The sequence below is a fragment of the Stenotrophomonas maltophilia group sp. Smal32 genome, assembly GCF_030237085.1.
GTDB classification, from domain to species: domain Bacteria; phylum Pseudomonadota; class Gammaproteobacteria; order Xanthomonadales; family Xanthomonadaceae; genus Stenotrophomonas; species Stenotrophomonas maltophilia_Q.
In genome coordinates this window covers 13,870-26,417 of record NZ_JASJSI010000056.1, presented here as the reverse complement: position 1 = coordinate 26,417, position 12,548 = coordinate 13,870, and the positions used below count along the sequence as shown (strand labels likewise).

Sequence of the window (12,548 nt, the reverse complement as noted above, 5' to 3'; positions counted from 1 at the left end):
GTGGGTGGACGCCACAGAGATCTGTCAGAGGTCGGAGGGGTGGGGCCGGGCGGGGTATCCGCGCCATGGATGGCGCGGCTAAGCCTACACGGACGTACTTGCGGCGTCCCCGCCCGGCCTCACCCCTCCGGCCCAGCCGATAAACCGCATTTGGCGACCCATCCACGAGGGGCTGCGCCGTTCGCGGGAACACACTACTTCGCCGGCGACATCCACATGTCGATGACCGCGCTGAACACCTCCGTTCCCGCGCGGTCGCGCACGCTCACCGTCACCGGCAACGCATAGCCCTGTGCCGCCGCCATGATCGGCTGCGCCGGTAGCGCCACCGCCTGCAGCGTGCCGCGCGCCTTGGCCAGGTACTGCACCTGCATGCCCTTCGGAATCCAGCGCATGCCCTTCGGCAGTGATGCATCCACCATCAACCCAGCGGTCAGTTCGGCCAGGTTGCACATCGCGATCGCATGCACCGTGCCGATGTGGTTGCGTACCCTGCGGCGGTCGGTCAGCGTGCCCTCGCAGCGGCCGTGTTCCAGGCGGGTGATGCGCGGTGCGATGCTGGCGAAGTAGGGCGCCTTGAAGCACACCGCGCGTGAGAACAGCCAGGTGCCGGCAGGCCAGCGTTGCAGCCGGTGGTAGAGCGAGAGCAGGGGCGTGGACATGGTCTGTATTCCGGTCGTCGGATAGAACGACGGCGGGCCAAGGCCCGCCGTCGAAGGCAACGCGTGTCGCGGGCGATCAGGCCGCCTGCGAATGCGGGTCCTTGTGCTGGCGGTCGTAGTAGCTGGCCGCACGTAGTTCATGGGTGTCGAAGTCGTCCACGGTGATGGTGTCCAGGGTCAGCGTGCGCAGCTCTTCCAGCAGGCTGCGCTCGTCCTGGGTGATCACGCCCTCGGCCACGGCTTCGTCCAGCTGTGCCTTGAAGTCCAGCGCCTCGATGCCCTTGCTCTTCAGCGCCTTCAGGAACTTGCGCTCCACCGGCTCGGCCATGATCGCCTTGCTCAGGTAGCTGTTGATGCGGCCACCCGGGTTGTTCTCGCACGGGGTCAGGAACACGCCACTGGCCAGGCGGTCGCGGGCTTCGTTCGGCGCCATCAGCAGGGCGGCGACGCGGCGGCTCAGGCGGTCGCCCGGGGCCTCGGCACGGCGGCCCAGCGGGAAGATCAGCGCCCACATCAGCCAGCCGATCGGACGGATCGGGAAGTTGCGCAGGGCGGCCGACAGCGATTCCTCGATCTTGTGCACGCTGTCATGGAAGGCCCAGGCCAGCAGCGGCTGGTCGGCCTGCGGTGCGCCTTCATCGTGGTAGCGCTTGAGCATGGCGCTGGTCATGTAGACATGGCTCAGCACATCGCCCAGGCGGCCGGACAGCGATTCCTTGAACTTCAGCTTGCCGCCAAGCGTCATCATCGAGATGTCGGCCATCAGCGCCAGATTGGCCGAATAGCGGTCCAGCTTGCGGAAATAACGGCGGGTGTAGGCATCGCCCGGGGCGGCACCGAAGCGGGCGCCGGTCAGGCCGAACCAGAACGAACGCACGGCATTGGAGAGGCCAAAGCGGATGTGGCCGAACAGGCTGCGGTCGAACTCCTGCAGGCCGGCACGGGTGTCCGGATCCTGCGCCGCCTTCATTTCCTTCAGCACCCACGGGTGGCAGAGGATCGCACCCTGGCCGAAGATCAGCAGGCTGCGGGTCATGATGTTGGCGCCTTCCACGGTGATCGCGATCGGCGCCGCCTGCCAGCTGCGGCCGGCGAAGTTGCGCGGCCCCAGGATGATGCCCTTGCCGCCGATCACGTCCATCATGTCCGAGATCACTTCACGGCTCATGTTGGTGCAGTGGTACTTGGCGATCGCCGACGGCACCGACGGCACGTCGCCGCGGTCCACGGCGGCAGCGGTGGCCTGCGACAGCGCGCTGATCTTGTACGCCTTGCCGCCGATGCGGGCCAGCGCTTCTTCCACGCCCTCGAAGCGGCCGACCGACAGGCCGAACTGCTTGCGGATGCGTGCATAGGCGCCGGTCACGGCAGCACCGGCCTTGGCGCCGCCGCTGGCAGTGGAGGGCAGGGTGATCGAGCGGCCCACGGCCAGGCACTCGTTGAGCATGTTCCAGCCCTTGCCGGCCATGGCAGCGCCACCGATCAGCTGGGTCAGCGGAATGAACACGTCCTTGCCGCGGATCGGGCCGTTCTGGAACGTCGAGTTCAGCGGGAAGTGGCGACGGCCGATTTCAACGCCGGCGGTGTCGCGCGGCAGCAGGCCCAGGGTGATGCCGATGTCGCGGGTATCGCCGATCAGGCCATCCGGGTCGTACATGCGGAACGCCAGGCCGATCAGCGAGGCAACCGGGGCCAGCGTGATGTAGCGCTTGTCGAAGGTCAGCTTGACGCCGAGCACCTGCTCGCCGTTCCACTCGCCCTTGCAGACGATGCCGTAATCAGGAATCGAGGTAGCGTCGGAGCCGGCGAACGGGCCGGTCAGGCCGAAGCAGGGCACTTCGCGGCCATCGGCCAGGCGCGGCAGGTACTGGTCCTTCTGTTCCTGGGTGCCGTAGTGCACCAGCAGTTCACCCGGGCCCAGCGAGTTCGGCACGCCCACGGTGGAGCTGACCACCGAGGACACCGAGGCCAGCTTCTGGATCACCTTGTGGTGGGCCAGCGCGGAGAAGCCCAGGCCGCCGTATTCCTTCGGAATGATCATGCCGAAGAACTTGTTCTTCTTGATGAAGGCCCACAGCTCCGGCGGCAGGTCGGCGTGGACGTGGGTGATTTCCCAGTCGTTGACCATCGTGCACAGCTCTTCGACCGGGCCATCGAGGAAGGCCTGTTCTTCGGCGGTCAGCTGCGGCTTGGGGTAGTTGAGCAGGATGTTCCAGTCCGGATCACCGGTGAACAGCTCGCCCTCGAAGCCGACCGAGCCGGTTTCCAGCGCGATGCGCTCGGTCTGCGACAGCGGCGGCAGCACCTTGCGGAACACCTTCATCATCGGGCCGGTCAGCAGCGGCTTGCGGATGAACGGCAGCAGCAGCGGCACGGCGATGACGGCCAACACGGCGGCAGCCACGATCGTGGCGGTCTGGTTGACGTAGGGGATGAACCAGCAGGCGACCAGCAGGGCCACGCTGATCAGCGTCCAGGTAACCAGCCGCATGCGGTGGTAGGCGACGAACGCGCCTGCCAGCAGCAGGGCGAGGAAGGGAAGAACGATGCTCATGAGCGTGCTCCGGTGACGTGCTCGTTTGTGGCGGACGAAGCCGCAGCATCCGCTGCGGGCAACACGTCCAGATAGTCCAACACAGTAGCGGTAAAGGCGTCGTTGTCATCGCCGGCGACCATGTGCGTGGCCTGCGGCAGCTGTACGTGACGCGCGTGCGGCGCCAACGCCAGGAATTCGGCCACGGTCTGTGGCGTGACCAGGTCGCTGCGGCCGCCGCTGACCAGCAGCAGCGGGCATTTCACCTGGCGTGCGGCCTCGGCCAGCGCATCCTGGTGCTGCTCGCTGTCGCGCGCCAGTTCGGCCACCAGGCGCGGGTCCCAGTGCCAGCGCCAGCGGCCCTGGCCGTCCTCGCGCAGCAGCGCGCGCAGCGACTGCTCGGATTTGCGCGGACGGTGCGGCATGTAGGCCGAGATCACATCGGCGGCCTGGGTGAGCGAGGCGAAGCCGTCGGGATGGGCGGTCATGAAGGCCAGGATGCGTTCAACACCGGCGGTATCCCAGCGCGGGGTGATGTCCACCAGCACCATCGCCGAGAACAGGCCCGGCCAGCGCGATTCGGCCAGCAGGCCGAACAGGCCACCCATCGAGGCTGCGACCAGCACCGGCGGGCGCGGCTGTTCCCCGGCCAGCACGATGAGGTCATCAGCGAACTGTTCGCCGTGATAGGGCAGTTCGGCGGCATTCCAGTCCGAATCGCCGTGGCCACGAGCGTCGTAGGCCAATGTCTGCAGTCCCGCCGCAGACAGGGCCCGCGCGGTGGCGTTCCAGGCATGCCGGGTCTGGCCGAAGCCATGCGCGAACAGCACCCGGCCACGGCGGCCATGGTCGCTGGCAGTCGCAGCCAGGCGCGCGCCATGGGCGGCCTCCAGGCGAAGATCATGGAACGCAGCGGGAGTAGGGGACGTAACCATACTTGCTAGTATGGAGCGCTTGTGAGGGAAGTCAATACTGCACGGTATGGTGCGCTGCGGCAGGTGCCCAGGCGGGCGCCGCGACGGTTTCGGCCGCAACCGCGTACTGCAACGAACCCCGGCGTATGGTTAAATCAGCCCATGAATCAACCTGACGCTTCCGCCGGCGAACCGCGCGCCGGCCGCAACAGCCGCCTGAGTGCCGAAGACTGGGCCCAGGCAGCTCTCGATCTGATTGCTGAACAAGGTGTGGGTGCCGTCGCGGTGGAACCGTTGGCGCGGCGCCTGGGTGTGACCAAGGGCAGTTTCTACTGGCACTTCCCGTCGCGTGATGCGCTGCTGCAGGCGGCGCTGGAACGCTGGGAACTGTTCGAACAGGAACAGGTGTTCGGCAGCCTGGAGGATGTGCCGGATCCGCGCGTGCGCCTGCGCCAGTTGTTCCAGATGGTGGCGCACGAAGTGCAGCCGCACATCATCTACAGCGAACTGCTGAAGGCGCTGGACCACCCGATGGTGCGCCCGGTGATCGACCGCGTGTCGCAGCGCCGGCTCGACTACCTGGTTGCTTCGTTCCGCCAGGCCGGGCTCAGCTCCACCGATGCACGGCATCGCGCACGCCTGGCCTATGCAGCCTACGTTGGCTTCCTGCAGCTTTCGCTGCAGCTGCAGCAACCCAAGCAGGCCCGCGAGGATTTCGAGGCCTATGTCGAGCATCTGATCGAGACGCTCATTCCCAGCTGAATGGGAAAACGGCGCCCTGCAAGTGCCGAATGCGCCTTGCAGGGCGACCTCAATGCGCCAACGTATGTCGTAGTGAGACTGGTTTCACGCGATTTGGGCGTTTTCTTAACGACTCTTTAATTCCAGATCAAGTGTGGCTACTATCGGGTCACCAGCCGTTTTTTGTGCCTCCCTTTTGGGGTACGTCGGTTGGACTCAGCACACAACCCAAGATCCATGGAGAGAGAGCCCATGAAGTTGAACAGCAACAAGCTGCGCGATGCAGTGTGCGTTGCGCTGGCCGCCAGCGCCGCATCCGTTGCCGGCACCGGTGTGGCGTCTGCCCAGACCGCCACCAACCTGGACCGCATTGAAGTCACCGGTTCGCGCATCCGTACCGTCGACGTCGAAACTGCCCAGCCGGTCCTGACCCTCAGCCGCGCCGACATCGAGAAGCAGGGCTTCTCGTCGGTCGCTGACATCCTGCAGAACATCAGCGCCGTGGGTACGCCGCCGATCAGCCGTGCCCAGCCGCTGTCCTCGGGCGAAGCCGTCGGCGGCACCTACATCAGCCTGCGCGACCTGGGTGCCACCCGCACCCTGGTGCTGCTCAACGGCAAGCGCCTGGGCATCACCACCGGTGGCCTGCAGGACATCTCGACCGTGCCGGTCTCGGCCATCGAGCGCATCGAAGTGCTGAAGGACGGCGCTTCGTCGATCTACGGTTCCGATGCCATCGCCGGCGTCATCAACATCATCACCCGTACCAACTTCGAAGGCGCCACCGGCAGCGTCTACTACGGCCAGTACAGTGAAGGCGACGGTGCCACCCGCACCATGGACTTCACCATGGGCGTGAAGGGTGAGCGCGGTTCGCTGACCATCGGTGCCGAGTACGCCAAGGAAGACAAGGTGCGGGCGGCGGATCGTCCGTACGGTGCGTTCCCGCGCAGCGCCAACCACCCGGACTTCGGCTGGACCACCGTCGGCGAGTTCGGCGGTTTCGTCAGCCGTCCGGCCGATGGCCTGCCGGGCGTCACCTATCCGGCCGCCAGTGCATCCAACCCGAACCGCGAAGTGCGCGTGATCCTGCGTGAGGGTGGCAACGCGAGCAACAAGGCCGACTACATCGCGCAGAACGTCAACAGCTTCTCCACCCAGGACAAGACCAACACCAACCTGCAGACCGACCTGCGTACCCCGCAGGAGCGCCGTGCGGTGTTCGTCGATGGCATCTACGACCTGACCGACAACGTGCGCCTGCGCACCAACATGCTGTACAGCTTCCGCGATTCGAACCGCCAGATCGCCGGCTATCCGTACGGCGCACTGGCCTTCGGTTCGCCGATTTCGGCCAGAAGTGTGTTCAATCCGCTGGGTGCTGACATCGCCAACTGGTGGCGTCGTACTTCGGAAGTACCGCGCAACACCCGCGCCGAGCTGACCACCTTCCGCTTCAGCGGCGGCCTGGAAGGCAGCTTCGAGTTCTCCGACCGCCTGTTCGACTGGGATGTCGGCTACCTGTACAACAACAACAAGCTGGTCCAGACCAGCACCGGCGACCTCAACCTGACCGCGCTGCGTGCGGCCGTGGGTCCGTCGTTCATCAACAGCAGCGGCGTGGCGCAGTGCGGTACCGTGGCCAACCCGATCGGGTTGAACCAGTGCGTGCCGTACAACCCGTTCCTGCATGCCGGCATCCAGAGCAACGGTGCCAATGGCGCATTGACCGGCAATACCGCCCTGCAGAACCTGCTGTTCCCGTCTGCGCACTCCACCGCCGAGACCACCACCAAGGTCGTCACCGCCAACCTCGCCGGCAGCCTGTTCACCCTGCCGGCCGGCGACCTGGGCTTCGCCGTGGGTATCGAACACCGCAAGGAAACGGGCAGCTTCAGCCCGGACGCGCTGGTGCAGTCGGGCAACACCTCCGGCCTGGCCAACTTCCCGACCGGTGGTGGCTACAAGGTTGACGAAGTCTATGCCGAGTTCAACGTGCCGATCCTGGCCGACCTGCCGGGCGCCCGCGAGCTGAGCCTCAACGCGGCCACCCGTCATTCGGACTACGACACCTTCGGCACGACGCTGAACAGCAAGTTCGGCTTCAAGTGGAAGCCGATCGACTCGCTGCTCATCCGCGGTACCTGGGCGGAAGGCTTCCGTGCCCCGACCATCGCCGACCTGTACAGCGGCGGTTCGCAGTCGTTCGACTTCTTCACCGATCCGTGCGATTCGGTCTACGGTGCAGCGCGCACCAACGCTGCGGTGCGTGCCCGTTGCGCCGCTGCACTGCCGGCCGGCGTCAACGTCAACAACTTCCGCCAGCAGCAGCAGGGCTTCACCCCGACCACCGCTGCATCGTCGCAGACCCCGCTGGCCTTCGTCTCCGGTTCCAACGACCAGCTGACCCCGGAAACCTCGACGTCCAAGACCCTGGGCTTCGTCTGGAGCCCGGGTTTCATCCAGAACTTCAACATGTCGCTGGACTGGTGGGAAATCCGCGTCGAGAACACCATCATCTCGGACACGGCCAACCTGATCCTCAACGACTGCTACATCAACGACATCGCGGCACGCTGCTCGGCGTTCACGCGTGATCCGGTGACCGGCATCGTCAACAACCTCAAGCGCACCGGCATCAACGCCGGCTACCGCGAGGTGGAAGGCTTCGACCTGGATGTCAGCTACCGCCTGCCGACCGATCGTTTCGGCAACTTCAGCGCGCAGTGGACCAGCACCTACACCTCGCGTGACGACCTGGTCACCACCAAGAACCCGGTCACCCACCCGAATCCCCGCACCGGCGTGGGCTGGGCGGGCGGCGCCTTCCGCGTGCGTTCGAACCTGAACCTGGGTTGGGAAATGGGTGACTTCGGTGCCAGCTGGACCGTCCGTTACTTCTCCGGCATGAAGGAATCGTGCCTGAGCGCCGTGACGTTCCCGGAAGAGTGCAACCTGCCGAACTACGCTTCGCCGAACAACCAGGGCGTGGCGGTGGGCAGCGCGACCAACCAGCGTGGCGCGACCGTGTTCAACGACGTCCAGCTGCGCTGGAACGCACCGTGGAATGCGACCGTGGCCGTGGGTGCCAACAACGTGTTCGGCCGCGTGGGCCCGACCATGTACAGCCAGCCGAGCGCGAACGTCTCCTACTACGGTGGCTTCGACATCGGTCGCTTCCTGTACATGAAGTACACCCAGCGCTTCTGATCGCGGCGTAATCCGTACGTGTGACATGGCCACGCCCCGAAAGGGGCGTGGCTTTTTTCATGGGCGCGAAGGCGATGCATGGTTGGGGTGCGGCCGGAAGCTGCACGCAGCACAATGCCGGTGTCGGTGGCACCACGGAAAAAGAAAAGGTGTTCGGCAGCGTTGCCGCTGCGACGAAGCCAGGGCCTTTAGAGGTCCTGCTCGTAACGGACGTAGGGCACGGTGCCGTCGTCGTTGCTTTCGTTGCGCGGCGAGAACGGATTCTTGCCGCGGCTGATCACGTTCTCGGCGCCCACGGTGAGCTGGCCGGACCACGGTGTGCGCCAAGTCAGGCCGATGCCCAGGCCTTCCCACTTGCCGGGCTTGCCCGGCACATCGATGACGCGGCCAATGATGCTGCCGGTGAAATTGCCGTAGCCGGCGCCGATGCTCAGGCTCTTGCTGTCCCAGCGGTCGGCGATGGCCGGCGAAGCATCGGCCAGCGGTACCAGGCGAGCCTTGGCGTAGGTGCCGGCGATGGAAACGAAGCCTTCGCGGCCGATGTTCTTCTGCGCGAACACGGTCAGGTCATTCTGCTCGGCACGCAGCGAAGGGGTCTTGTTCGGGCCTGCCAGCCACGCCGGCAGGGTTTCACGGCCGGTTCCGGCGGTGATGCCGAGGCGGCTGCTGCCACGGTTCAAGGCGGCGGTGCCGGTGAAGCGCCGGCTGTTGAGGTCGTCCTCGTCGCCGAGGCTGGCCAGCATGCAGTGACTGGCCAGACCGCTCATGCTGGTCCCGCTGCTGCTGCAGAGCAGGCCCAACGAATCGCCAGAAGACAGGCCAAAGGCTGCATCCAGCGAGTTGCGGCCGAAATGCCAGCGCGCCCCGGCCGCCTGTTCACCGGTCGGCTCCAGGTACAGCAGGGCCTCGACCTTGCCGCTGCCCTTGTTCCATACCGGCAGCACGGTGCGGGTATCCTTGCTCTGCGCATGCACGCCCGTGATCGCGCCAAGGGCGATCATCATGGCCAGCGGTAGACGCAGGAAGGTACGCATCGAACCAGTTCAGACAGGAAAGGGCAACGGAAGTTCCCGCAGATACGGGAACTTGATCGTAGGGTGTTTATGAATTCTTAACAAGCCTTGATCCCCCCAGATGCAAGACAAGCTGTTTTATTGAAGCCGTTCAGGTGCCGGCACCGTCCCCTCGGCACCGTGGAACAGTATGCCGAACTCCGTCAACGGAAAGTGATACTCCCGCCCGCAGAATTCGCAACGCACCTCGACGGCGCCGGTGTCTTCGGCGGCGGCGCGGGCCTCGTCCTCACCCAGCGACTGCAGCATCGACGCGACCCGCTCACGCGAGCACGAACACGCGAAGGACAGCGGCTTTTCGCCCATCAGCGCCGGCTTCTCCTCGTGGAACAGGCGGTGCAGCAGCTGCTCGGCCGGGGTGGCCAGCAGTTCGGCCTTGCCCAGGGTCTCGAACAGGGCGCTGGCGCGCGCCCAGCCGTCCTCGTCGCCTTCGTCGCCCGGCAGCTTCTGCAGCAGCAGGCCGGCGGCGCCATTGCGGTCGGCGGCCAGCAGCAGGCGGGTCGGCAGCTGCTCGGACTGGCGGAAGTAGTCCTCGAAGGCTTCGTCCAGCTCCGGTGCGGTCAGTCCGACCAGGCTCTGGTAACGCTGTGGTTCACGCGGGTCCAGGCCCGGGTTCTCGATGGTGATCGCGAGCAGGGCGTCATCGCCAAGGCTGGACAGGTCGCGCGGCGCATCGGCGCCTTCGCTGAGCTGGGCGATGCCGCGCAGGGTACCGGCGGCGGTGCATTCGGCGAACAGGGTGCGCAGGGCGGTGCTGCTGCGCAGCTGGATCGACAGGCGCCCATCGATCTTGGTGTGGCCGGTGAACAGCGCCGAAGCCACGCAGGCTTCGCCCAGCAGCTCGGCAGCGGTATCCGGGTACTCGGCGTGGGACAGGATTTCCTGCCAGGTGGCCTGCAGGCGCACGTGGACGCCACGGACGCCAGCGTCGGGGAGCAGGAAGCGGATCAGGGAATCGGGGTTGGCGGTCATCGGCTCACATCGCGCGTAAACGGGGGCGGTTGCCGGATAATGCGCCGACAACCAGATAGAAGAAGGATGCACCAGTAATGGGGGCAGGGGGAGAGCAGCACAAGGTGGAAGCCGTGGCAGAAGGCCCGCGCCGCAGGCGCTGGCGCTGGAAACGGCTGCTGTGGCTGCCGGTACTGCTGGCCGCCTTCAGCTGCCTGCAGGTCCTGGTGCTGCGGTTCATCGACCCGCCGGTGTCCACGGTGATGCTGTGGCGCTACGGCGAGGCGCTGTGCGAGGCGGACTGGTCCTATCGCCTGCATTACCAGTGGCGCGATCTGGACCAGATGGCGCCGAGCCTGCCGATCTCGCTGGTGGCGGCGGAGGACCAGCGCTTCCCCGACCACAACGGCTTCGACCTGCAGGCCATCGAGAAGGCCCGTGACCACAATGCCAAGGGCGGGCGCCTGCGCGGTGCCAGCACGATCAGCCAGCAGGTGGCCAAGAACCTGTTCCTGTGGCAGGGCCGCAGCTGGGTGCGCAAGGGCCTGGAGGTCTGGTACACGGTGCTGATCGAAGCGCTGTGGCCGAAGGAACGCATCCTGGAGATGTACGCCAACATTGCCGAGTTCGGCGACGGTGTCTATGGCGCGCAAGCGGCAGCGCAGACGTTCTGGGGCAAGGATGCGGCGCGGCTGAGCCCGGCCGAGAGCGCGCGGCTGGCAGCGGTGCTGCCGGCGCCACGGCGCTACAACGCCGCAAAGCCAGGGCCGTACGTGCAGCGGCGCGCCGCCTGGATCCAGCGCCAGGCACGGCAGCTGGGTGGGGCCGCGTACCTGTCGGACGAGTGAGCGCGCGCCGCCTGATCTGTGGGCGGCGGCAACGTACAATCCGGGCATGACCCGCGAACGGCTCACTTTCGTCATCGCCGCCTACAACGAGGCACTGGCACTGCCGTTGCTGCATCCGCGGTTGTGCGCGGTGCTCGATGTGCTGCCCGACATCGACGGCCACATCCTGTACGTGGACGACGGCAGCCATGATGGGACCTGGGAGGTGATCGCCCGCCTGGCCCAGGCCGACGCGCGGGTCTCCGCGCTGAAGCTGTCGCGCAATTTCGGCAAGGAAGCGGCATTGACCGCTGGCCTGGACCTGGTGCGCGAAGGTGCGGCGATGATCCTCGACGCCGACGGCCAGGATCCGCCCGAACTGCTGCCGCAGTTCGTCGCGCGCTGGCGCGAGGGCCATGACAATGTCTATGGCACGCGGCTGGCGCGCGATGGCGAGGCCTGGATCAAGCGTGCCACGGCGGCGATCTTCTACCGCGTGATGGGGCGCCTGTCGCGTACGCCGATCCCGGCTGACACCGGGGATTTCCGCCTGCTGTCTCCGCGCGCGCTGAGTGCGCTGCGCGAGATGCGTGAGCGCCATCGTTTCATGAAGGGGCTTTTCAGCTGGGTGGGCTTCAAGCGCGTGGCGGTGCCCTATCACCGCCAGGCACGCGTGGCCGGCACCAGCAAGTTCAGCCTGTGGCGGCTGTGGAACTTCGCCCTGGAAGGCATTACCGGGTTCTCGACCGTGCCGCTGCGTGCGGCGACCTACCTGGGGCTGGCAACCGCGGCGGTGGCCTTCGTGTTCGGCCTGTGGGTAATCGTAAAGGCGGCTCTGTATGGCGACCGGGTGGCGGGCTGGCCGACGATGATGGCGGTCATCCTGTTCCTGGGCGGGGTGCAGCTGATCGCGCTGGGCCTGATCGGCGAGTACCTGGGGCGGCTGTACGAAGAGTCCAAGCAGCGGCCGTTGTACCTGGTTGACGCGTGGCTAGCATCGTCCGTGGCAGACTCGGCCCTGCAACCCACCCTCGGAGGGCAGGCGGATGACCACGGTACGGCAACTGTTGGACGGCAAGTCTCCTGAAGTACATGCGGTCGCGCCGGATGCGGCGGTGATCGATGCGATCCGGTTGATGGCGGAAAAGGGCATCGGTGCGGTGCTGGTGATGGACGGCCCGAGGCTGGTCGGCATCCTGTCCGAGCGCGATTACGCGCGCAAGATCGTGCTGCGTGATCGTTCTTCGCGCGATACGGCTGTGGCGGAGATCATGACGGCACAGGTGGTGACGGTGTCGCCGGGCGAGCAGGTGGAGCATTGCCTGCAGCTGGTGACCGACTACCGCATCCGCCACCTGCCGGTGGTGGAGGGCGCGCAGGTGCTGGGGGTGATCTCCATCGGTGACCTGGTGAAGTCGGTGATCGATGCGCAGCGGCGCGAGCTGGATCAGCTGCAGCAGTACATCGTTGCCGGGTGAGGTGTTCGCTGGCGGGCCTGCGGCCCGCCGGCCCGCTTTTCGAAGCCAGAGCCAGAGCCAGAGCCAGAGCCAGAGCTGAGAGCAGCGCCTTCCTGATATGTCGGGAGGCGGAGGGCATGGGCGTGCAGGACACGCCGCAAGTACGTCCCTGTAGGCTTG

At 66.2% G+C, this 12,548-nt stretch carries 10 protein-coding genes; 5 read left to right on the top strand and 5 right to left on the bottom strand.

Annotation, left to right across the window (positions count from 1 at the left end; all coding sequences use genetic code 11):
- Nucleotides 1–194: 194 nt before the first annotated feature.
- The 3 genes from QRO91_RS14055 to QRO91_RS14045 form a co-directional block, all read right to left on the bottom strand.
- Entirely contained in the window at nucleotides 195–662 is a 468-nt protein-coding gene (locus QRO91_RS14055; RefSeq protein ID WP_049428124.1) for a hotdog fold domain-containing protein, read from the bottom strand.
- A gap of 76 nt (nucleotides 663–738) precedes the next feature.
- The gene (locus QRO91_RS14050) at nucleotides 739–3,216 is read right to left on the bottom strand and encodes an acyl-CoA dehydrogenase (protein ID WP_049428122.1); all 2,478 of its coding nucleotides are present in this window, start codon (nucleotides 3,214–3,216) and stop codon (nucleotides 739–741) included.
- On the bottom strand, nucleotides 3,213–4,130 hold the full coding sequence (locus tag QRO91_RS14045) for an alpha/beta fold hydrolase (RefSeq protein ID WP_049428119.1): 918 nt from the start codon (nucleotides 4,128–4,130) through the stop codon (nucleotides 3,213–3,215). Before QRO91_RS14045 ends, QRO91_RS14050 begins: the two co-directional genes overlap by 4 nt.
- A 141-nt stretch (nucleotides 4,131–4,271) precedes the next feature.
- On the opposite strand from QRO91_RS14045, the gene QRO91_RS14040 reads away from it, so the two are divergent.
- Both QRO91_RS14040 and QRO91_RS14035 read left to right on the top strand, forming a co-directional pair.
- Entirely contained in the window at nucleotides 4,272–4,871 is a 600-nt protein-coding gene (locus tag QRO91_RS14040) for a TetR/AcrR family transcriptional regulator (RefSeq protein ID WP_005410690.1), read from the top strand.
- Between the two features lie 231 nt (nucleotides 4,872–5,102).
- A complete protein-coding gene (locus QRO91_RS14035; protein ID WP_049428118.1) occupies nucleotides 5,103–8,060 on the top strand; it encodes a TonB-dependent receptor domain-containing protein in 2,958 nt (985 codons plus the stop codon).
- Between the two features lie 188 nt (nucleotides 8,061–8,248).
- Here QRO91_RS14035 and QRO91_RS14030 read toward each other — a convergent pair whose 3' ends face one another.
- Nucleotides 8,249–9,061, bottom strand: coding sequence for a hypothetical protein (locus QRO91_RS14030; protein WP_024956328.1), 813 nt, complete (start codon nucleotides 9,059–9,061; stop codon nucleotides 8,249–8,251).
- 150 nt (nucleotides 9,062–9,211) lie between these two features.
- Nucleotides 9,212–10,105, bottom strand: a complete 894-nt coding sequence (locus tag QRO91_RS14025) for an Hsp33 family molecular chaperone HslO (protein ID WP_049428116.1) — start codon at nucleotides 10,103–10,105, stop codon at nucleotides 9,212–9,214.
- Between the two features lie 77 nt (nucleotides 10,106–10,182).
- Between QRO91_RS14025 and mtgA the strand changes: the two genes are divergently transcribed.
- Genes mtgA through QRO91_RS14010 form a run of 3 tightly spaced genes read left to right on the top strand, consistent with a single transcriptional unit; the run spans nucleotide 10,183 to nucleotide 12,389 of the window.
- Nucleotides 10,183–10,932 carry a monofunctional biosynthetic peptidoglycan transglycosylase gene (mtgA, locus tag QRO91_RS14020; RefSeq protein ID WP_049428115.1) on the top strand — a complete coding sequence of 250 codons (750 nt, stop codon included), beginning with the start codon at nucleotides 10,183–10,185 and terminating at the stop codon, nucleotides 10,930–10,932.
- Between the two features lie 46 nt (nucleotides 10,933–10,978).
- Nucleotides 10,979–11,998: a glycosyltransferase family 2 protein gene (locus QRO91_RS14015; RefSeq protein WP_049428112.1), complete on the top strand. Its 1,020-nt coding sequence runs from the start codon at nucleotides 10,979–10,981 to the stop codon at nucleotides 11,996–11,998.
- Nucleotides 11,958–12,389: a CBS domain-containing protein gene (locus tag QRO91_RS14010; RefSeq protein ID WP_012511858.1), complete on the top strand. Its 432-nt coding sequence runs from the start codon at nucleotides 11,958–11,960 to the stop codon at nucleotides 12,387–12,389. Before QRO91_RS14015 ends, QRO91_RS14010 begins: the two co-directional genes overlap by 41 nt.
- Nucleotides 12,390–12,548: the final 159 nt, after the last annotated feature.

Bases quoted from the DNA above. Each gene is read 5' to 3' on its own strand.
- QRO91_RS14055 (WP_049428124.1), bottom strand. From the start codon at position 662: ATGTCCACGCCCCTGCTCTCGCTCTACCACCGGCTGCAACGCTGGCCT.
- QRO91_RS14050 (WP_049428122.1), bottom strand. From the start codon at position 3,216: ATGAGCATCGTTCTTCCCTTCCTCGCCCTGCTGCTGGCAGGCGCGTTC.
- QRO91_RS14045 (WP_049428119.1), bottom strand. From the start codon at position 4,130: ATGGTTACGTCCCCTACTCCCGCTGCGTTCCATGATCTTCGCCTGGAG.
- QRO91_RS14040 (WP_005410690.1), top strand. From the start codon at position 4,272: ATGAATCAACCTGACGCTTCCGCCGGCGAACCGCGCGCCGGCCGCAAC.
- QRO91_RS14035 (WP_049428118.1), top strand. From the start codon at position 5,103: ATGAAGTTGAACAGCAACAAGCTGCGCGATGCAGTGTGCGTTGCGCTG.
- QRO91_RS14030 (WP_024956328.1), bottom strand. From the start codon at position 9,061: ATGATCGCCCTTGGCGCGATCACGGGCGTGCATGCGCAGAGCAAGGAT.
- QRO91_RS14025 (WP_049428116.1), bottom strand. From the start codon at position 10,105: ATGACCGCCAACCCCGATTCCCTGATCCGCTTCCTGCTCCCCGACGCT.
- mtgA (WP_049428115.1), top strand. From the start codon at position 10,183: ATGGGGGCAGGGGGAGAGCAGCACAAGGTGGAAGCCGTGGCAGAAGGC.
- QRO91_RS14015 (WP_049428112.1), top strand. From the start codon at position 10,979: ATGACCCGCGAACGGCTCACTTTCGTCATCGCCGCCTACAACGAGGCA.
- QRO91_RS14010 (WP_012511858.1), top strand. From the start codon at position 11,958: ATGACCACGGTACGGCAACTGTTGGACGGCAAGTCTCCTGAAGTACAT.